Here is a 21,784-nt window from a genome sequence, read left to right as displayed (position 1 = left end):
CCTTTGGAATCCCAGTCTAATCCTCAACACATTTTCCTAAACTTTTGAACATGTAGTTTTTGTATGCTTCCACTCCCGGCTGATTAAATGGGTCTACGCCCAGAATCTTTGCAGAAAGATAGCACATGAACTGATAAAAATAATAAAGCTGTCCAAAGGTTTCCTCATCAATGGCCGGTATAGAAAGTATGAGACAGGGAAATTTCTCACTGTGGGCTGCCACAGTAGCCTCAAATGCAACCCGGTTGATCTCATCAAAATCCATTCCATCCAGAACAGAAAACCCATCCTCTACATCATCGCCGTAAATCACATAGGAAGCTCCGGTGTCCTCAACCTTAAGGAAGGTTTCAAACATGATCGTATCTCCATCCTGGATATACTGGCCAATGGAATGAAGGTCTTCCGAAAAGGTTCCAAATACGGGATACAATGCCTTATTGTCCTTTCCTTCACTTTCACCAAACAACTGCATCCACCATTTTGCAAAACGAAACATTCTTGGCTCAAAACAGGAGAGCATCTCCAGCTTCAGTCCTTTTTCATACAGCATATTCCGCACAACTGCATATTCAAGTGCTATGTTCTCAGCCGCATCTTCCTTTTGAAGCCTCCGGCTTATGTGCCTGGCACCTTCCACCATAGCACGGATATCCAGTCCTGCTGCTGCCAGCGGGAAGAGTCCGATGGGTGTCAGGCTGGTATACCGCCCTCCCACATCCTCGGGAAAGGGCAGGAAATAATATCCCTTTTCCCTGGCTATTTCTTCGAACTTTGTACCGCATGTTCCGGTACAGATCACTCTTTTTGAGTATTCAGCCCCATATTGATCCTTCAGAAATGCCCGAAGTGCCCGGAATCCGATGCCCGGTTCCAAGGTTTCAAAATTCTTTGCAATTACATTTATGTATACACTTTTTCCTTTTATCTCTTCCAGTACATTACAAATACTGTCCGCTGAAATACTGTTTCCGGCATATACGATCTTTACATGATTTTTTGAACCAATTGCGTCTACCACAGCTCTTGCCGACTGATTGGATCCGCCGATTCCGATGACAACTAAAACATCGCCATCCTTTTGAACTGCCTTTGCAAGCTCTTCATACTTCAAGATCCAGTCTTCTCCGGCCCAACGGTCCACATCGAGCCAGCCCAGACTATCCTTGTACTGCTCTTCTCCTTTTTTTACCGCATCAAGGAGAAGGGCATATTTATCTTTCATCACCCGGATTTCTTCCTGTGCAAGCCATCCGGCTTGATCAATGATTTCTAATTTAAGTTCATTCATAGCATCCTCCTTAAAAACAGAGACAAATCCCAATATGAATTTGCCTCTCTTTTTGATATTTAGCCTAATTCCTTAATCCGACAGCAGGACACAAAATGACCTGTAGATACTTCCTCCTGAACCTGAGGCTGGCTGCAGACTTCCTTTGCAAACTTGCAGCGTGCTGCAAAACGGCAGCCAGGCTTCGGATTGATGGGAGATGTAATTTCTCCATGAAGAATTTCTCTTTTCATAGGTTTATGAATATTAGTCGAGGGAATTGCAGAAAGCAGTGCCTTTGTGTAAGGATGCATGGGGTTGCGAAATAGTTCCTTTGATCCACATTTTTCTACTACCTGGCCAAGATACATAACACAAATATCATCGGAAATATGTTTTACAACTGACATATCATGAGTGACAAACATATAGGTCAATCCCTTACTTTCCTGTAAGAGCTTAAGAAGATTCAGCACCTGTGCCTGAATGGAAACGTCCAGAGCAGATACCGGTTCATCGCAGACAATGAACTTAGGGTCCAACGCCAGTGCACGGGCTATTCCCACACGCTGGCGGCGTCCTCCGTCCAGCTCATGAGGATAGGCCAATCTCAGACGCTGGTCAATTCCAACCAGCTCCATGAGATCATCTGCCTTTCTCTCGATCTCTGTCTTTGACATCTTGCCAGACACCTTCAGCGGTTCTGTAATCGTGCTTCGGATTGTCTTCCTTGGGTCCAGAGAGGAATAAGGATCCTGAAAAATGATCTGCATTTTTTCTCTGGCCTCTCTCAGCGTTTTTCCGCTTAATTTGGTGACATCCTGGCCTTCCAGGCTTATCTTTCCATCTGTGGCTTCATGGAGATGGATAATGGTACGTCCAAGAGTTGACTTTCCGCATCCGGACTCCCCTACCACACCAAGGGTTTTTCCTTTTTCAATAGTAAAGCTTACATCATCTACGGCATGCAGCATTCCACGTGGAGTAGAGAAATATTTTTTTAAATGTTCTACTTGAATTACCGGTTCCATCCTATTCCTCCTCCCTTGCAATTTCGTCCAAACGGCAGCAACGGCAATCGTGGCCGTCTGCTGTTTTTGCAATCCCTATGGGCCCCTTCAAACAGACCTCACCGGCATGATTGCAGCGCGGTACAAAAGCACATCCCGGAGGAAGATTAGTGGGATCCGGAGGAAGCCCTTCAATGGGATGAAGCCACTCCTCATCTTCGTTCATATCCGGAATTGCACCAAAGAGTCCCTTCGTATAAGGATGGGATGGATGGTCAAAAATCTGTTCCTTTGTTCCGTATTCAATAATATTACCTGCATAGATCACTGCAACACTGTCACACACCTGGGCTACAACACCCAGGTCATGAGTGATCAACAGCATAGAGGTATTATATTTCTTTCTTAAATCTCCGATCAGATCCAGTACCTGAGCCTGAATCGTAACATCAAGAGCTGTTGTCGGCTCATCTGCCAGGAGAAGATCCGGATTACAGGCCAAAGCTATGGCTATGACCACTCTCTGCTTCATGCCTCCGGAAAACTGATGAGGATATTCATAATATCGTTCAGCCGGGATTCCTACAATCTCCAGCATCTCCTTGGCACGCTTCTCCGGATTGACATGTTCATCATTATGAAGCTTTACAACCTCAGCAATCTGTTCGCCTATGCGCTGTACAGGATTTAAAGCCGTCATAGGGTCCTGAAAAATCATGGAAATCTTATTCCCGCGGATCTTTCGCATGTCATTTTCATGCAGCTTCAAAAGATCCTCGCCTTCCAGACAAACCTCTCCTCCCCGGATTTTACATCCTACGTCCGGAAGAATTCTTAAAATCGCTTTTGCAATTGTTGTTTTTCCCGCTCCTGTTTCACCTACAAGACCCAGAGTTTCCCCTCGTTCCAGTTCCATAGAAACGCCGTTTACCGCATGTACAATCTCACCATCAGAAGCGAACTCTACAACCAGGTCTTTCACTGAGAGGAACTTTGTTTCCTTATTCATATTCGCTCCTCCTTTAATTCTTCAATTTGGGGTCCAATGCATCACGAAGTCCGTCACCCATCAGATTCAGGGCAAGTACAGTGATTGCAATTGCAAGACCGGGGAAAAAAATCAAATGGGGCGCCTGGCGGATAAACTGGCGTGCACCGGAAAGCATAGCTCCCCACTCCGGAGTCGGAGGCTGAATGCCCAATCCAATAAAGCTTAAACCGGCTGCCAGCGTGATTGCCTGAGCCACACCCATGGTTGCCTGTACAATAATAGGGGACATACAGTTGGGAATCAAATGGCTCACAATGATCCGGAACTCGCTGCAGTTGATGGAATGGGCTGCTTCTATGTACTCATTTCCCCGTTCCTTCAGCATCTGAGCCCGCAGCATTCTAGCCATGCCCGGAACATAGCCAAAGGCCATGGCAATAATCGTATTGATAAATCCAGGTCCAAGAATAGCAGCAATGACAATATTCATCAAAAGTCCCGGAACCGCCTGTATGATATCCAGAAAACGCATTAACAAATTATCGATCCAGCCTCCGTAGAAGCCTGCGATTGCACCCACAGTACATCCAACCACAGTCGCTATGGCAATAGAAAGAACACCCATGGAAATGGAAAATCTTGCACCGTAAAGGACACGGCTGAAAATATCCCGTCCCATATCATCGCATCCAAATAAATGCTTCAGTGATGGCGTTGCAAAAGCAGAGGCCATATCCATAGTTGTATAATCATAGGGAATGATGTAGGGTGCAAGAATGGCAACAATGACTTCAATCACAATAATGATCAATCCTACTACTGCCAGTCGGTTTTTAGACAGCTGACGCAGAATGCGCATCAGTTCGCTGTTTTTTTTGGCTCTGACTGCCTGCGCATTATCCATTCTGCCCGTCCTCCTTAGCTGCTTTTTTCTTCTTTTTATTTGATGCATACTGTGCTTTAATCCGCGGATCTACAGCTGCATAGAGGAGATCCACTGCCAGCATACAAAGACTGAAGGAGATTGCCAGGAAAATAGTACCGCCCTGAACAATCGGATAATCCCTGTTATTTACTGCACCAATGATATAAGTTCCCATTCCCGGAATAGAAAAAACGGTTTCAATAATCATCATACCGCCCAGAAGGGCTCCAAAGGTTGTTCCAAACATGGTAATAATAGGAATCAACGCATTTTTCAGTGCATGCTTCAATATAACCATGCGTTCCGTTACCCCCTTGGAGCGGGCCGTTGTTATGTAGTCTGCCCGGATCACATCCAGCATGGAAGATCTTGTCTGCCGGGCACAGGTAGCCAATGCTCCCATACACCCGGAAATTGCCGGAAGAATATAGGATTTCAGCCCCTGGTCAATACCCATAGGAGGAAGCCAGCCCAAGTTCACCGAAAATGCCAGCACCAGCATCAGAGCCAGCCAGAAATTTGGAATAGCCACACCGCACAGGGCAAGAAACATAGATGCAGAATCCTGCCAGCGGTTCTGATGGGTAGCCGCCATAATGCCAAGAGGAATCCCGATACCAAAAGAAATCAAAAGTGTAATCAGTGTTAAAACCAGGGTTCGGGGAAGTCTCTCCATAATGGTTGATACAATATCAATTTTTGTAATCCAGGACGCACCCAGATCATGGCGGACAAACACATCTGCCATATAAGTGCCCAGACGAACCAGGAATGGGCTGTTTAAGCCCAATTCCTCTGTCTTCGCCATAAGATCTGCCTCTGTGGCAGTGGAACCCAATATAATTTCTGCCGGATTTCCTGGACAGAACGTCATCATTGTAAAAATCAGGATTGTAACTCCCAGTACAATAGGCACCATCCAAATGATTCTGTTGATAACATACTTAAGCATTTATCTCCTCCTGTGTCGCCTGTTACTTCATAGGGAATGCCTCATAGGTTGAGGAAGCCGGTGCAATATATCCATTTTTTTCCTTCACTTCTTTCTGAAGGCCAATGTCATTTCTCCAGATTATCATGTTCTGAGGATTTACCATACCGTAAGCAATGGCATTGTCCCTTAAATAAACATGAACCTCATCAATATTTTCCTCTGTCCATCCATCTGGTGTCCATGTCTTATAAAGAAGCTCTGCCAGATCATAATCGTGGCGGCTGGTTCCGTCTCCTGTTGAATAGGCTGCCGGATCATAGCGGATTGCCCACGCATCGGAAAGATATACTCCGCCTATGGTATTTATGAACATATCATATTTTGTTCCATCCAAACGGATTGCTGTCATTTGAGCCGGGTCCACCAGATTCAGTTCCACTTTTAAACCGGCGGCCAAAAGATAATTCTGTACCATCTGTGCCAATCGGGATGAAAAGCTTGCGGTTCCACAGAGAATTGTAAGAGTACGTCCATCATATCCTGACTCTGCCACTAACTGTTTTGCTTTTTCCACATCATAGGTGTAATATTCTTCACTTTTCCATTTTTCATTGGCTCCGATATGAAGCGGGCTGTGGGCATCGTACATGGGGGTACCATAGCCTGCACAAAGGCCGGTGACCAACCCCTGGGCATCAATTGCATAGCTGACAGCCTGACGGAGTTTTACGTTTTCAGCCATAGGGCTTGTATCTGCTCCGGAGAAGAATATGGTCCAGCCCTGGGGGCCATCAGCCAGTTCCATAGTGTATGACGGATTATCCTTGAATTGAGCGCCTGTTGAGTTATCAATCCGAATTGCCATATCTATGGTGCCTGTTTCCACCGCAATGCCAAGCTGGGAAGCCTCTGGAATGGCGTGCCAGCAAACCACCGGAACATTTGGCCGAACTGATTCCGGCATATTGGAATAATCCTGCCAGTAATCATCTCTGAGTTCCATCTTCATAATGGAGTTTGCTGTAAATTCTGTAATTTTGTAAGGCGAGGTGCTGACCAGGCTTGTACCAAACTCATCGGAGCTTGCTTCAAATGCCTTCTGGCTCACTACATATGTATCTGTCAGAAAAGTCTCAAAGGTTCCGACAATATTGCTTACAAGCTTTACCTTAAATGTGTAATCTCCAGTCTGTTCTACACTTTCAAGCTTTCCCCAAATAGGCTTTAATGCCATCTCTTTTGACTTATTCATAAACCATACAATATCAGCCGCAGTAATTTGATTTCCCTCGGAATCCGTCACGCCCTGGTTGATCTCCACTTCATAGGTAAAACCGTTATCCCCCGTAGACCAGCTTTTGGCTACCCATGGCTCTAACTTATTATCAACACTGAAAATTGCCAACTGCTCGGTAACGGATGGCCAGTATGGTGCATCACGATTGGTATTGGCACGGAAAACAGTTAAGGTATCCGGTGTCTGTGAATATCCTACATCCAGAATTCCATCGCTGGCCAGTTTGGCAGAAGCTGTCGTTTCCTTTGCGCTCTCTGCTGTGCCGGCAGAAGAACCTCCGCCGCATCCTGACAAAGAAAGGGCCATAACTAATCCCAGACTCACAACTTTAGCTACACTTTTGTGAAGTAACTTTCTCATAATAATCCTCCTAAATACATTAGTGTTAATCAAAATTCATACCTTCGATATTCATCGATGCATTCATTTAATTATTTAATTAATTATATCTGTTTTCAAAAACAATGGGAAGTGGTAATAGTTCTATATTTTCATAACTTTTTTGTGCATTTTAAACAATTTCAGTTGTGAATTCTTCAACAATAGTTGATAATAATTGCTTTTCTGCAAAAGCATTAATTTCTCTTTTAATTCAATAAATATTTAATTTATTTATCTAATTAATTAAGCACTTCTAAATAAATGATCTGTATTCCATTATCAGATGCCGCCAGCGGCCTCACCGTGGCCATCCGTGCATAACATCATCTCTGACCGCCAGCTTAAACCTCACTCCCAGTGAGTACAGGGAGCATCACATATTTAGAGCAGAGGGATTATAAAATCCCCTCTGCTCACCCTCCCAAGGTCACATCCTGCCTGGAATACCACTCAATTGCATCATACACATGCTGGGGCTTAAAATCAGGCCAGTAATCTTCAATGACATACATATCAGAATAAACGGACTGCACCGGCAAAAAGCCGGAAAGCCTTCTGCGGCCTCCCCACCGGATCACCAGATCAATTCTGGAAACGTCAGCAGTCTTTAATGCAGGCCCGATTTCCCCGTCGTGAAGCCCCAAATCCCATTCCCAACTGTAATTCACCAGAAAATTGATCTTCATCCCTCCTGCCCCGAACCGGCTCCTGCTGGTATACGGTTTTAACTCTTCCGGAAACATGGCAGAGGTGGTCTTTCCAAGGACCAGCAGTTCCGCATCCTCTTTTGCCAGCTCATCGACAGCCTTGACGCATGCATTTGAAAATGCCTCCCTCTGGACAGAGGGGCGCTTCGTGTTGTCCACGGTAAAGCCGTAAAATGTCATTTCATTGATCCCCATTTCCCTGCAAAGATGGTAAAGGGCCATTCCGGGGGATATGCCGCTGTCATACCCCTCCTCTTTTCCCATACCCTTTTCCACTGCCCAGCGCCTGTTTCCATCGGGTATGATTCCTATATGTTTTGGGATTCTCATATACTGCCTCCATGCTTCAAAATATAATTGAAATATATAAAGAAGTATATCCACTTTTTCCCATTCCATAATTTTCCTCATGCCATCCGAAGAAAAAAAGCACGATTCCCTGTATTTCTGCAAAGAATCATGCTCTTAAATCCATATGAAATAATTATTAAAGCCCCATTTTCCTTCTCTTCTTCATGATATGGTCTTCAATGTCCTTCGCTACCTGCACCGGATCGTCTCCCAGGGCCACCTTGCCTCCTGTCAGCCCTTCCACATCCTCTGTCAGCAGCTTGACAAGCCTTGGTGCTCCTGTCACAAAGGGAGTTGGAGAAAGGTGAGTATAGGCCCCATAAGCGATTGCAAACAGACCGTCTATGGTCGCCTTCTGCTCCATCCATTCCGGCGCTGTCACTGCAATAGGAAGATCAGAGATATCCGCATCCAGATGGTCAGCCAGAGCCGTCACAAGCATGGAAACCCGTCCCGTATCCGTACACGTTCCAAAACTCAGCACCGGAGGGATTCCCAAAGCCTTGCACACGCCTTTTAAGCCTTCTCCTGCCTGCTCAATGGCATCCAGATTGCACATTCCCGCAACCTCCAGGCCGTGATTTCCGCAGCCTCCAGCCACCACGAGGATGTCCCTCTTAATCAGCTCTTTCGTCAGATTGACCGTATTCCAGTCCTGGGGGCCGTTTCTTAAAGTGGAACAGTTGGCCAGGGCCACAATTCCCTTTAACTGGCCTTTTGCGATCACATCTACCAGGTTATTTAAATCATTTCCAATGGCATTTAACACTGCTTCCGTGGAAAATCCGGCGATGGCTTTCTGCTTGTATTTCGGAACCATTGGTTTGATCTGCTTATGTCTCTTCTTAAAGTTCTCAATACCAACCTTGATGCACGTCTCAGCCATCTCATCTGCCTTTTTAGGATAATAAGGCATCTTGTGTTCCGTCCCCGGAACGCCGATAATGGTGCTGACGCTGACCAGGGCAACCTGATATTTTTCCGCATATACGTTAATATCCGGCGGAGAACAGTTTTCCTCCATAACAAATGCATCCACGGTTCCTGTAGCTAAAAACGGCTCAATGGACAGCCAGTTTCCCATAAGGCCTATGAACACATCATCCACTTCAAAACGCTGCAGCATTTCCTGCCCTGTTTCGATGGAACCTACGATATGGATTCCCTTTGCTCCTGCTGCCCTGGCCATTTCCTGATATTTTTCCAGTTTGGCCTTTTGCAGGGTAGCCACACCGATCCAGGGCTGATGGCCGTTAAATGCAATATTCACATAATCAGGGTCCATAATTCCCAGATCCACATCCACCTCATGAGGCATGGGAGTTCCGAATAAAATGTCCTGGACCATTTCCAGGCCGATCTGTGCCGTATAAATGGTGGACAAACCTAAGCGCAATGCTTTTGTTGCCAGGGAAACGTAATCGCCATCCACATTGGTAAGGCAGCTTGCGATGCAGTTTTGCACCTCATGCTCCACACCGGTAGGATAAATATTAAAATCCTTCCAGACTTTTTTCCGCTTTTTCGGTGAAAAGGCCTCTACCATCACACTTTCGTCATCGGGATTCACTTTCATTTCCCTGTCTAAAAGTTCCGCCAGACAGACAGCCATCTGGTTCACATCCTGATTCGTATCGATTCCAGTCTTTTCACACATCCACTTTAACTTTTCAACGTCCGTAATCTTAAAAACCGTGTTCCCTTTTCCCGTTTCCTTTAACGTGCGGAAAGCTTCATATGCGTGATGAGCATACGTAGCCGCTCCCATAATATTCTGCATAAGAAGGTTTCTCATTGCCATGGCGTCAGGGCCGATTCCGCAGACGCCCTTGTCCGGTCCCTTCTGCTCATTAATCCTGCAGGGGCCGTTGGTGCACAACTGGCAGCTTAAGCCCTGCAGGCAGAATTTACACCGTATTTTCTCCTGTTCATCCCATCTGGAAAACACGCTTGATAAGCCGTCATCCCGTATTCTGACCAGCATTTCTTCTACAGAATCGTGGTAGCTGACGCGCCCCTCTGTCTTTTCTAAAACAGCTTCTGACATAGTTACCTCCAAAAATAATGTATGATTTTATGGGTAGTATGCCAGATTTTAGAAATCATATTCTATGAATTGTTCCCGTTCACCTCCTGGCTGAAATATTTTTCCGCGATCTTTTCCGAGGTTCTGACTGCAAGGGCCTGGGCCGTCAAAGTGGGATTGGGGCCTCCTAAGCCATTGCACAAAACACTGCTGTCCGCAATGAACAGGCGTTTTACCTGATAAGTCTCACAGTTGGCATCCGTCACGTATCCCATGCGCATGGTGCTCATGATATGGGCATAAATATCGGCAGGCCAATTGGCACGGGTGATGATCTTTGCCCCTGCCCGCCTCATGGACTGGGCCGCAATCCGGGCCAGACTATCCCTTCTTTCCCTGTCTCCCTCGCTCATGCGGTATGTAACAATTGGAAGGAATCCGTTTTCATCCTTTAAAACCGGGTCCAGAGTGATGCCGTTTTCCTGATTCACGTCGTCATCCGTAAAAATGCCGATGCAAAGGGTCCTCTGATAATTCCTCATAAATTCTTTTAAAAGCTCTCCCACCACCATGCCCTCTAAATCCCAGGGATCTGCTGCACCGGGATGGTTTTGAAAATAATAGCCCTTCTGGCTGAGCCCATAGTTTATGGTGGAATAAATTCCGGGACTGATTCCGAAAGGTTCAATGGCGCCCAGGCCCGGATAATCGAATCTGGCGGCAGCCGTCTGGCCTACATATGGCTTTACATCGGACATTCCTATGGCATCCATCAGGCTTTCTTCAGAAAAGATGCCGGATACGCAGTCAATGGCATGATTGGTCAGCCCTCTTCCCACCCATTCATTTGCCGGCAGGCCGGAATTCAGCCAGAGTCTCGGCGTTTCTATGGAGCCCCCTGCCATGACGATGACCCTGGCCCTCATCTCTCCCATCTCACCTGTCCAGGTATTTCTCCATGTAATGCGGTCCGCATAAAGCCCTTCTTCCCGGTTCTCTTCCGTATGAATCCGGGTCACAAACGTGTTAGGCCTGACCTCCACATTTCCCGTGGCAAGGGCGAGGGGGATATAGCTCACCAGAGTGGACCGCTTGGCAACGCTGTCCACAGTGGGCCCTGTCTTACATCCGTTTACGCAGTGGCCCCTTAAGGTACAGCCCACGGAATTGTTGTTTTTCAAATCGAAATCAGGATCATTTAAAAGGGGGTTGACCCGCAGGATGGCATTGGGCTGAGGGCGGTAGCCCGGCTCCGTCAAATCCACGGCATCGGTGTAATTCCAGCCCATCTTTTTCAACCCGTAATAAAATAAATCTTCCTTAGAGGTTCCTGTCGCCGGGTGAACGGGCAGAGTGCTTTCCACCTTTTCATAGTAGGGAATCAGCTCTTCATAGGAAATAGGCCAATCCCGTTCAAAAGCCCTGGGATACGCCCGCGGGGAATTGGCAAAATAGGAAAGGGTGGTTCCTCCCACGCCCGCATTCTGCCAGGTAAAGCCTCCCTCCGGGTGGAGCCTCTGCCAGGGACTCCGGTCCCTGTTTGCAGGGCCCCAGCGGAATTTTCCGGTGATGGTATCATTCATGTCATTTTCCAGGTCCGTAAAGCTTTTCTTTAACAAATCAATATCCAGGTCTCCATAGCTGGAGCTTCCTGTCCCTCCCGGCTCCTGGTTGGGTTCCGGCCACTGCTCATTGCCGTACCAGGGACCGGCCTCCATCACCAGCACCTTAAGTCCCCTTTCTCCCAGCTCCTTGGCCGCAACAGCACCGCCTCCGCCTGCACCTATGATAATTACATCTGCATCATATCCGTTGCTCATGATTTTCTCCAATCCTCGTTTTATTTTCCTTTCCGTCAGGCAAATGAAACCTTCTTACGTGTAGCTGTACGCCCCTGCCAGGCGGTAGCCCGCAGAAGGCCCCGGATATCCCACCTGCGCCCAGCTTTCAGGGTAATACTCCAGCCGCCTTTGATTAGGCGGGTTCATGCGGGTGGAACCGTATCCTGCCCATTCGGAATAGTATCCCATCATGGATAATCTGGTCAGGGAAGAAATAACAAGGAATATCTCTTTCTGGCTGGCCTGCTCCAGAGCAGGAAAGTAAGCAATGCCCTCCGGATAAAACAGCATGCTGATGACTTGAAGCCGTTCCATAGGAGAAAGGCTCAAAAAGGCGGCAGAACCCGACGGTTCCTCTCCTGCCTTCTCCTCATCCCGGTAGAGAAACTGTTCCGCAGCCATATTTAAGGTTTCCGCCACCGGCAGTGCCAGAGGAATCACCAGGCTGTCAAGAGATAAAATAATGAATTCACCGGTATACAGGTCCAATGCCCCGTAATACTGCACCCTGCCATACTGCTGTGCCAATTCCGGAGAACGGGGTATGATGGCATCAGCAAAAGCCCGAAAGGTGTTTGTCAGATATTCATATATGGTCTTTTCATACAATACTCTGCCCGTCGAATCATAATATATCAAATCCATTTACCCACCTGCCTTTTACAAACATTTATCATGCATCTGAATAAAACAGATCATGGGAAGCCTTTTTCAGGCACCCTTATCTGTTTTCAGGAACATGCTTTATGCTTCATAGTATGATAATTCGGGGCAATCTATCACGTATATTGAAATAAATTTATCCTGCGGGAAAAGGGAAACAAAAAAGCTGAAACAGCGGGAATACGCTGTGTCAGCCTTTTTGTTTTTAAGCCAGAACCCAGGGCATCAAACCGAAGATTCCTCCGACCACTATGTAAATGACGAAGATTCCAATCGCCCAAAGAGCACTTTTTCTCTGCCACTGGCCCATATCCACATCAGTCAGACGGAGAAGGACGTAGATGAAAGGAACGAGAGGGCTCAGAAGATGGAATGCCTGCCCCATAAGGGAAGCAAAACCAATCTGGATAGGGGTAAATCCGTACACCTTTCCGGTTTCAGCCAGAAGAGGCAGAACGCCGAAGTAAAAAGCATCATTGGAAAGGAAAACAGTTCCCGGAGCGGAAATAAATGCGATGATCAGGCACCAGAACCTTCCCCAGCTTTCCGGGATAATTGTGGTCATGCTGGTGGCAATGGCAGCTCCCATACCGGTTCCTTCCAAAATACCCATGAAAACACCGGCAGACATGACAACCATACTCACCTGAGCGCCATCAGGAGCATTTGCCTCGATACGGGCTCTCTGGTCAGCAATCTTTGGATAGTTGATCAGCAGTCCGAGAGCTGTGCCTCCCATAAAGATGATGGCAGAAGGAAGGGTGCCCAGAATTAACATGACAATGGCTACAGCGGTGAGGACAAAATTAATCCAGAGGTTTTTCGGACGGCGGATGGCCAGAAGCTCCGGGTCCACGATGGTGGTCATTTCCTTTAACTGTTCGTCTGTAAAATTAACCACGCCCAGACGTTTCCTCTCTCCCAATCCCATGATGACGGATACAATGATCATATAAACAGTGGCAAAGATCATCATGGGAACCAGTCCCCGCAGCACAGCGGATTCATCCAAATCCAGTACCGTGATCACGCGGGCCGTGGGACCTCCCCAGGGCAGCAGGTTAAGGACGGAGTGGGAAAGAATGGTGAGTACGGCCAAATCTAGAAGCTTCATTTTCAGCTTTTTGTAAATTGGAACAAATGCGGAACACACGATGATCATGGTGGTGGTTCCGTCGCCGTTTAAAGAAACACCGGCAGATAAAATCACGGTAGCCAGCATGACCTTAAGGGGATCGCCCTTTGCAAAGCGGATCATTGCATTGGAGAGGGGATCAAACAGACCGGCATCGATCATCAGTGTGAAGAACAATACAGCAAAGAGAAGCATGATGGCGGTGGTTGAGGTGGTTTTTAACCCATCCAGCGCAAATTTACCGATATCACCGCTCCAGAGGCCGGTGAGATTTCCAATCACTGCAAATAAAGCAGGAATAACCAGTAAGGCGGTAAACGGTGTCATTTTTTTGGTCATGATCAGAGTCATGAAGACGGCAATCAATAAATAAGCCATAAAAGTAATCATTAGGAACCCTCCTTTTAACGTTTCCAATAAAAATGGATTTTCAGTTGTTTCAAAATACAATAATATAATGAACAGCCCTTACGCTGCTTAGAAATTCTCACCTTCCCCCCTTTCCGGATTAAAAATGGTTTGACAACCTGAGGAAGCATAACACGGTTATCTGTTTCGGTTGTAATTAATCAGGCAGCCTGCTTTAACGATTTCCTTCTCTTCCCAAGTCATATCTGCAATAGAAAGAGTGATTTCTTTCACCTGGTCACCGATTACGTATGCTTTAATCGCTTTCATATCTCCGTCAAGAGCGGCCCGGATTTTTGGTACATAGATGTAATCGCCCACTTCAAATACCGCATCTTGCGCCATCTGGAACGGAATCATGCCCCAGTTTATTACATTGGAACGGTAGCGCTTGGTAGCATATTCCTTACATATATTGGCAAGGCCGCCCAGCACCCGCTGGCAACTGGCTGCCTGTTCTCTGGCGGACCCATCTCCTGGTTTTACAGCATAAATCACGCTTCCAATCTCTGTCTTTAAAGGCTCAATCTCTTCATTTCCGGGAATGGCTCTGATTTTATCAAATATATTCTTAAGTTCCGGTTCAGCCTCGGCAGGAGAAATTCCTGCGGTTCTCGCCTTTTCAAGCTTATCCGCTGCCTTGCTGTTTCCAACGTACTGAGGGTCTCTGCGGGAAAGCGTAAACTCTGCAAGCCCCAGCGGGTTGGAGCGGTAGGAAGACGTTTCACCGGAAGGAATCAGCTCATCTGTGGTGGTCACAGGGTCCATGATCTTGGAACAAACCTTCAGAAGAATATGATCTGTCAGAGAACTCATCTCCGGCCAGTCCTTGATATTCGGTCCATAAACCAGCTCAGCCTGCTCATCTCCGGCCTGATATCCCTGGTAAACGCGGTTCTTATACACGGCATCGTCAAACTCATAAGCCGGGACTTCATACTCATCTGCAAAAGCTTCCGCCGATGTGAGGATTCCGCCGTTAGCTGCAGTGGCTGCAATGGAACGGGCATCCATAAGGGCTACCGCAGACATCTGCCCAGCTCCCGGCTTTGACCCTTCACGGTTTGGGAAGTTCCTGGTGGTATGGCGGATGCTGAAACCGTTATTGGCCGGCGTATCTCCGGCTCCAAAACAGGGTCCGCAAAAAGCAGTTTTCAAAACAGCCCCGGCAGCCATCAAATCTGCGATTGCTCCCTTTTTAACCAGATCAATATAAACCGGCTGGGAAGAAGGATACACTGAAAGGGAGAACTCTTCTGCGCCGCAGGACTTACCTTTCAGCATATGGGCAGCTTCCATTACATTGGTATAATTACCCCCGGCGCATCCGGCAATGATTCCCTGAGTGACCTTCAGCCCTCCATTTACAATCTTATCCGTCAATAAAAACGGTTCCGCAGAATCACCCTTAATTTTTGCGGCTTCCACTTCCACGCTCCGTAAGATATCGCCGAGATTTGCATTTAGTTCATCGATCTCATATACATTGCTGGGATGAAACGGCAGTGCGATCATCGGCTTAATAGTACTTAAATCCACGTATACAAGACCGTCGTAATACGCCACATCCGCTGGACTTAGTTCTTTATAATCTCCGGCTCTGCCATGAAGGGCCAGGTATTCTCTCGTATCCTCATCCGTTTTCCAGATGGAGGACAGGCAGGTGGTTTCTGTGGTCATAACGTCAATACCGTTCCTGTAATCGGTTGTCATGGAAGAAATTCCGGGGCCCACAAATTCCATCACCTTGTTCTTCACGTAACCGCACTGGAATACAGCGCCAATGACCGCCAGGGCGATATCCTGGGGGCCTACACCCGGTCCCGGTTTTCCGTCTAAGTATACCGCAACCACGCCCGGATAACGGACATCATAGGTGTCACAAAGCAGCTGCTTTACTAATTCTCCTCCGCCTTCACCAATGGCCATGGTTCCTAAAGCGCCGTAACGGGTATGGCTGTCTGAGCCAAGAATCATCCTGCCGCATCCGGCCATCATTTCCCGCATGTACTGATGGATGACCGCAATATGGGGAGGAACGAAAATTCCGCCGTATTTCTTACATGCCGACAGGCCAAATACGTGATCATCTTCATTAATGGTTCCGCCCACTGCGCACAGGGAATTGTGGCAGTTTGTCAGGACATACGGAACCGGAAAACGTTCCATTCCGGAAGCCTTAGCCGTCTGGACAATTCCAACAAAGGTGATATCGTGAGAGGTCATCGCATCAAAGCGAATCTTTAAAGCCTCCATATCATCCGCGGTGTTGTGTGCCTCCAGAATCGAGTACGCAATCGTTCCCTTCTTTGCCTCTTCCCGGTTTACCTCTTTTCCTGTCATCGCCATGACTTGAGCTGCATCATTTTCCGCAATGATGTGCGTGCCATTAACGAGATAAGCGCCGCCTTTATACAATGTAACCATGAAAACTCCTCCTCGAAAAAGTCTTTATTTTTACCTGCTGCTATTGTATAATACGATTATGTAATAGGCAAATACTATGATCATAATAAGACTTATAAGATTATGCCTATACCCCTGTCACAAAGGAGAAAGGGATTTTATGACACGAAGAGAATTACTTTATGTAAAAACAGTTTCAGACACGAAAAGTATATCAAAGGCTGCCCGGCAGCTTTTTATCTCTCAGCCATCCTTAAGCCAGTCCATTCAGCGGATTGAAGAGAACCTGGGTACCCCCTTATTTAACCGTACCACCGGCGGTTTAACCCTCACCTTTGCCGGCGAGCGTTATTACCATACGGCCTCACAGATTCTAAAGATGTATGAGGACTTTGAGATTGAAATCAGCGATATTAATAACTTAAAAACGGGACGGGTTCATATGGGCACTACGGATTATCTGGGCACGCTGATACTGCCATCGATTCTTCCCAGGTTCCGGGATATATGCCCTTATATCGATCTCACCATAACGGAAGCGAATTCAGCAGAGCTGGAACAGGGGCTGCTTGACGGACGGCTTGATTTCACCATCATGCATGCACCAAAAGATCAGCACCATCCTCAGCTCAACTATGAGCTTCTCGCCCAGGACCCGTTTGTAATTGCGCTGTCACCCGACCATCCGCTGTTAAAGTGTGCAATAAAAAAAGCCGGATATGAATTTCCGGTTTTAGATATCGCTTTATTAAAAGACGAGCCGCTTCTCATGCTTCACAGCAAACAGCGAATCCGTCAGGTAACGGACGTCATTTTAGGCAGAGCCGGTATTCATCAGCCCAATATTTCTCTGACTTTAAAAAGCTTTGAAACAGCGCAGCTTCTGGCAGCACAAGGGCTTGGCATCACCTTGATTCCAAGGCAGTACAGCAGCCGGTCCACGGTTCAAAAACAGCCGGTATTCTGTTCTATTGACAGGAAATACGATGCCAGCTGGGACAGGTGTATCACCTCCTTAAAGAACAGCTTTCTTTCCAAGGCGGATCAGTTGTTTATCCGCATTGCCAAAGAGTTGTGCTCTTAAAAATCTTTGACAAAAAAGAGAGATATCCGACACATTTCCATCGGATATCTCTCTTTTTATTTTATGATATATTATTTCTCGTTCAAAGCTGCCTGTGCTGCTGCCAGTTTAGCAATCGGCACACGGAATGGAGAACAGGACACATAATCCAGACCGATCTTGTGGCAGAACTCTACGGAAGAAGGATCTCCGCCGTGCTCGCCGCAGATGCCCACATGCATGTCCGGACGAACGCTCTTGCCTAACTGAATAGCTGTTTCCATAAGCTTGCCCACACCAACCTGATCCAGTTTTGCAAATGGGTCATTCTCAAAGATCTTGGTGTCATAGTAAGCGTTTAAGAACTTGCCGGCATCGTCACGGGAGAAGCCATAAGTCATCTGAGTCAAGTCATTGGTTCCGAAGCAGAAGAATTCTGCATCCTTTGCAATCACGTCAGCTGTGATACAAGCTCTCGGAATCTCGATCATAGTACCTACTTCGTACTTTAATTCAATTCCTGCTGCTGCGATCTCTGCGTCAGCGGTTTCAACAACGATCTTCTTTACAAACTTCAATTCCTTATCATCACTGATCAGAGGGATCATGATTTCCGGGCAAACCTTCCAGTCTGCGTGTGCTTTCTGCACGTTGATAGCTGCACGGATCACTGCCTTTGTCTGCATTTTTGCAATCTCTGGGTAAGTAACCGCCAGACGGCATCCTCTGTGTCCCATCATCGGGTTGAATTCATGTAAGGAATCAATGATGGTCTTGATCTGCTCCACAGTCTTGCCCTGTGTGTCAGCCAGCTTCTTGATGTCCTCTTCCTCAGTAGGAACGAACTCATGCAGAGGCGGATCCAGGAAACGGATGGTAACAGGATTTCCTTCCAGAGCCTCGTAAAGCTTCTCAAAGTCTCCCTGCTGTACCGGAAGAATCTTCTCCAGAGCAGCCTCTCTCTCTTCTACTGTATCAGAGCAGATCATCTCGCGGAATGCATCGATTCTGTCGCCTTCAAAGAACATATGCTCGGTACGGCAAAGGCCGATTCCTTCTGCGCCCAGTTCTCTTGCTTTCTTTGCATCTTCCGGAGTATCCGCATTGGTTCTTACTTTCAGTTTTCTGTATTTGTCAGTCCATGCCATGATTCTTCCGAATTCGCCTACGATAGCAGCATCCACTGTCGGAATAATGCCGTCATAAATCTTTCCGGTGGAACCGTCTAAGGATAACCAGTCACCTTCGTGATATTCTTTTCCAGCCAAAGTGAACTTCTTGTTCTCTTCGTCCATAGCGATTTCAGAGCAGCCGGATACACAGCATGTTCCCATACCGCGGGCAACCACTGCTGCATGAGAGGTCATACCGCCTCTTACGGTCAGGATACCCTGTGCAGCCTTCATTCCCTCGATATCTTCCGGAGAAGTCTCAAGACGAACCAGAACTACCTTCTCGCCTTTTTCATGCCATGCCTTTGCATCTTCAGCAGTAAATACGATCTTGCCGCATGCAGCGCCTGGAGAAGCTGCCAGAGCTTTTCCAACAGGCTCGGTCTTCTTTAAAGCCTCTGTATCAAACTGAGGATGAAGCAGTGTATCTAAGTTTCTCGGATCGATCATACGAACTGCTTTTTCTTCTGTGATCATGCCTTCGTCAACTAAATCGCAGGCAATGGTTAAAGCAGCTTTAGCGGTTCTCTTTCCGTTACGTGTCTGAAGCATGTACAGCTTTTTATCCTGAATGGTGAACTCCATGTCCTGCATATCTCTGTAGTGATTCTCCAGAGTATGGCATACACCGATGAACTGCTCATATACTTCAGGCATAACTTCTTTTAACTGTTCGATCTTCTGAGGTGTACGGATACCTGCAACTACGTCCTCGCCCTGAGCATTGATCAGGAACTCACCCATAAGGTGCTTCTCGCCGGTTGCCGGATCACGGGTAAATGCAACGCCTGTACCGGAAGTGTCGCCCATGTTACCGAATGCCATCATCTGCACGTTAACAGCAGTTCCCCAGGAGTAAGGGATATCGTTGTCGCGGCGGTATACATTGGCTCTTGGGTTGTCCCAGGAACGGAAAACAGCCTTAACAGACTCCATTAACTGAACCTTGGGATCGGCTGGGAACTCTTCGCCCAGTTTTTTCTTGTATTCAGCCTTGAACTGGTTTGCAAGCTCTTTTAAATCTTCTGCAGTTAAATCAACATCCTGTTCAATGCCTTTTTCCTCTTTCATCTTGTCAATGAGCTCTTCAAAATACTTCTTGCCCACTTCCATAACGACATCGGAGAACATCTGGATAAATCTTCTGTAACAATCCCAGGCCCAACGGGGGTTGCCTGACTTAGCAGCCAGTACTTCCACAACGTCTTCATTCAGACCGAGGTTTAAGATGGTGTCCATCATACCGGGCATGGAGGCTCTGGAACCGGAACGAACGGAAACCAGAAGAGGATTTTCCTTATCACCGAATTTCATTCCGGTAATGTCCTCCATCTTGGTGATATATTCCATGATCTGTTCCATGATCTCATCGTTAATTACCTTGCCGTCCTCGTAATACTGGGTACAAGCCTCAGTGGTTATGGTAAAGCCCTGGGGAACCGGGAGACCTAAATTGGTCATTTCTGCCAGATTTGCACCCTTGCCACCTAACAGGTTTTTCATTTCTGCACTGCCCTCAGTAAATAGATAAACCCATTTTTTTGCCATAAGTCAATTTCCTCCTAAAATGTGTTGATTGTTCTGCTTTTCCGCCGTTCTGTCTGAGGAAAAGCCCTGCGAATATTATAGCATAATTCAAATTCTAGTAAAGACCTTTTTTGCAATTATTTGTATAAACCTCCTCTTTTTTCTTTACAATTATTTTGAAAGCACTTCCATATTCTGTTATTTTCTTATATGCGATTATAGTTCGTATATGCGAAAATAATCCCTATTTTTTTTCATAAGCTTCTATTATAAAAGGGGGTGCAGAAAATTTGCAAAAATCACTCTTGATGACAAAAACAGCCATTGACTATTTTTTATAATTTGCTCTGAATTTTCATATTATTTTTTGTGATATATCACCAGATTTAGATTGTCTATTGTTTGAAATTGTGGTACATTAAAGGTATCCAAATAATCAATTCATAACAGGAGGACACGAAAATTATGAAAAAAAGAGCATTGGCACTGGCTATGGCAGTTCTTATGGCCGCATCCGTAAGCGCATGCGGTTCTTCAGGCTCCGGAACCGGAGGCACAGGAACTTCTGCAGCGGAAACCACTGCGGCAGCAACTACAGCAGCAGAGTCCACAGAAGCCAAATCTGATTCCGCAGGCGGCTATGAGCTGGCCCTTGTCACCGACTTGGGAACCATCGATGACAAATCCTTTAACCAGGGCGCATGGGAAGGTTTGAAAAAGTATGCGGAGGAGAAAGGCATCTCCTACAAGTATTACCAGCCTCAGGAAGGCACCACAGACTCCTACTTAGAGACCATCGGCCTTGCAGTAGAAGGCGGGGCAAAATTAGTGGTATGCCCCGGATTTTTGTTTGAAGAGCCCATATTCCTTGCCCAGGATGAGTATAAGGACATTCACTTCATTCTTTTAGATGGAGTTCCCCACAGCGGCGATTACTCTGAGCAGAGAACAGAAGCCAATGTTATGCCGATTCTTTTCCAGGAAGACGAACCCGGCTTTCTGGCAGGTTACGCAGCCGTTAAAGACGGAAACACAAAGCTTGGTTTCTTAGGCGGCATGGCTGTTCCGGCTGTTATCCGTTTCGGATACGGATTTGCAGAAGGCGCTGACTTCGCAGCAAAAGAGATGGGCATTGACGGCATCGAAATCATGTACAATTACACAGGCGCATTTGCGGCCACACCGGAGGCACAGTCCATGGCAGCTTCCTGGTATCAGAACGGAACCGAAGTGATCTTTGGCTGCGGCGGAGCTGTAGGAAACTCCGTTATGGCAGCGGCAGAGGAAAAAGGCAAAAAGTTCATCGGCGTTGACGTTGACCAGAGCTTTGAATCCGAAACCGTTATCACCTCCGCTATGAAACAGCTTTCTGTTTCCGTATACGACGGAGTAAAGGCTTTCTATGACGGCAAGTTCCCAGGCGGCGAGACCAGCATCTTCTCTGCCAAGAACAACGGAATCGGCCTTCCTATGGAAACTTCCAGATTCACCACCTTCACTCAGGACGATTATGATAAGATTTATGCACAGTTAAAAGATGGCAAGATTGAGCTTGTACAGCCTTCCCAGGATAATAACAACCCTACGGTAGACTTAAAGCTTGAAAAAACAAAAATCAACTTCGTAGAATAAGAAAAATAAGCAGGAGGGAGATGCCGTTTGATTCACCAGTCAAAT

15 protein-coding genes are annotated in these 21,784 nt (G+C 46.8%); 2 read left to right on the top strand and 13 right to left on the bottom strand.

The genetic code is table 11. The annotated features are described in order from the left end of the window. Positions 1-16: 16 nt before the first annotated feature. The 12 genes from QM657_RS01775 to QM657_RS01720 all read right to left on the bottom strand — a co-directional run bounded on the left by QM657_RS01775 (position 17) and on the right by QM657_RS01720 (position 16,366). Positions 17-1,291, bottom strand: a complete 1,275-nt coding sequence (locus QM657_RS01775; RefSeq protein ID WP_415064807.1) for a glucose-6-phosphate isomerase — start codon at positions 1,289-1,291, stop codon at positions 17-19. 59 nt (positions 1,292-1,350) lie between these two features. Continuing rightward, on the bottom strand, positions 1,351-2,301 hold the full coding sequence (locus QM657_RS01770) for an ABC transporter ATP-binding protein (protein ID WP_415064806.1): 951 nt from the start codon (positions 2,299-2,301) through the stop codon (positions 1,351-1,353). A gap of 1 nt (position 2,302) precedes the next feature. Continuing rightward, positions 2,303-3,289, bottom strand: coding sequence for an ABC transporter ATP-binding protein (locus QM657_RS01765; protein ID WP_415064805.1), 987 nt, complete (start codon positions 3,287-3,289; stop codon positions 2,303-2,305). Positions 3,290-3,302: 13 nt separating this feature from the next. After that, a complete protein-coding gene (locus tag QM657_RS01760; RefSeq protein WP_333650163.1) occupies positions 3,303-4,175 on the bottom strand; it encodes an ABC transporter permease in 873 nt (290 codons plus the stop codon). Further along, positions 4,168-5,148, bottom strand: coding sequence for an ABC transporter permease (locus QM657_RS01755; protein ID WP_333650165.1), 981 nt, complete (start codon positions 5,146-5,148; stop codon positions 4,168-4,170). Before QM657_RS01755 ends, QM657_RS01760 begins: the two co-directional genes overlap by 8 nt. A 22-nt stretch (positions 5,149-5,170) precedes the next feature. Continuing rightward, the gene (locus QM657_RS01750) at positions 5,171-6,787 is read right to left on the bottom strand and encodes an ABC transporter substrate-binding protein (protein ID WP_415064804.1); all 1,617 of its coding nucleotides are present in this window, start codon (positions 6,785-6,787) and stop codon (positions 5,171-5,173) included. A 434-nt stretch (positions 6,788-7,221) separates the two neighbouring features. Then, positions 7,222-7,845 carry an undecaprenyl diphosphate synthase family protein gene (locus tag QM657_RS01745; RefSeq protein WP_415064803.1) on the bottom strand — a complete coding sequence of 208 codons (624 nt, stop codon included), beginning with the start codon at positions 7,843-7,845 and terminating at the stop codon, positions 7,222-7,224. 157 nt (positions 7,846-8,002) lie between these two features. Further along, entirely contained in the window at positions 8,003-9,913 is a 1,911-nt protein-coding gene (gene cooS / locus QM657_RS01740; RefSeq protein ID WP_415064802.1) for an anaerobic carbon-monoxide dehydrogenase catalytic subunit, read from the bottom strand. Between the two features lie 62 nt (positions 9,914-9,975). Continuing rightward, positions 9,976-11,712 (bottom strand): GMC family oxidoreductase N-terminal domain-containing protein, encoded by a 1,737-nt coding sequence (locus QM657_RS01735; RefSeq protein WP_415064801.1) that lies wholly within the window; start codon positions 11,710-11,712, stop codon positions 9,976-9,978. 54 nt (positions 11,713-11,766) lie between these two features. Then, positions 11,767-12,378, bottom strand: coding sequence for a hypothetical protein (locus QM657_RS01730; RefSeq protein ID WP_415064800.1), 612 nt, complete (start codon positions 12,376-12,378; stop codon positions 11,767-11,769). A gap of 223 nt (positions 12,379-12,601) precedes the next feature. After that, positions 12,602-13,921 (bottom strand): CitMHS family transporter, encoded by a 1,320-nt coding sequence (locus tag QM657_RS01725; RefSeq protein WP_415064799.1) that lies wholly within the window; start codon positions 13,919-13,921, stop codon positions 12,602-12,604. A 156-nt stretch (positions 13,922-14,077) separates the two neighbouring features. Then, a complete protein-coding gene (locus QM657_RS01720) occupies positions 14,078-16,366 on the bottom strand; it encodes a hydratase (RefSeq protein ID WP_415064798.1) in 2,289 nt (762 codons plus the stop codon). A 139-nt stretch (positions 16,367-16,505) separates the two neighbouring features. On the opposite strand from QM657_RS01720, the gene QM657_RS01715 reads away from it, so the two are divergent. Further along, positions 16,506-17,429: a LysR family transcriptional regulator gene (locus QM657_RS01715; RefSeq protein WP_415064797.1), complete on the top strand. Its 924-nt coding sequence runs from the start codon at positions 16,506-16,508 to the stop codon at positions 17,427-17,429. A 71-nt stretch (positions 17,430-17,500) separates the two neighbouring features. Here QM657_RS01715 and ppdK read toward each other — a convergent pair whose 3' ends face one another. Further along, entirely contained in the window at positions 17,501-20,128 is a 2,628-nt protein-coding gene (gene ppdK / locus QM657_RS01710) for a pyruvate, phosphate dikinase (RefSeq protein ID WP_415064796.1), read from the bottom strand. Between the two features lie 444 nt (positions 20,129-20,572). Between ppdK and QM657_RS01705 the strand changes: the two genes are divergently transcribed. Beyond that, entirely contained in the window at positions 20,573-21,739 is a 1,167-nt protein-coding gene (locus QM657_RS01705) for a BMP family lipoprotein (protein WP_415064795.1), read from the top strand. The last annotated feature ends 45 nt before the right edge of the window (positions 21,740-21,784 follow it).

The organism is Lacrimispora sp. (genome assembly GCF_047605665.1).
Classification (GTDB): Bacteria; Bacillota; Clostridia; order Lachnospirales; family Lachnospiraceae; genus Lacrimispora.
This window is presented reverse-complemented; position numbering and strand designations above follow the sequence as displayed.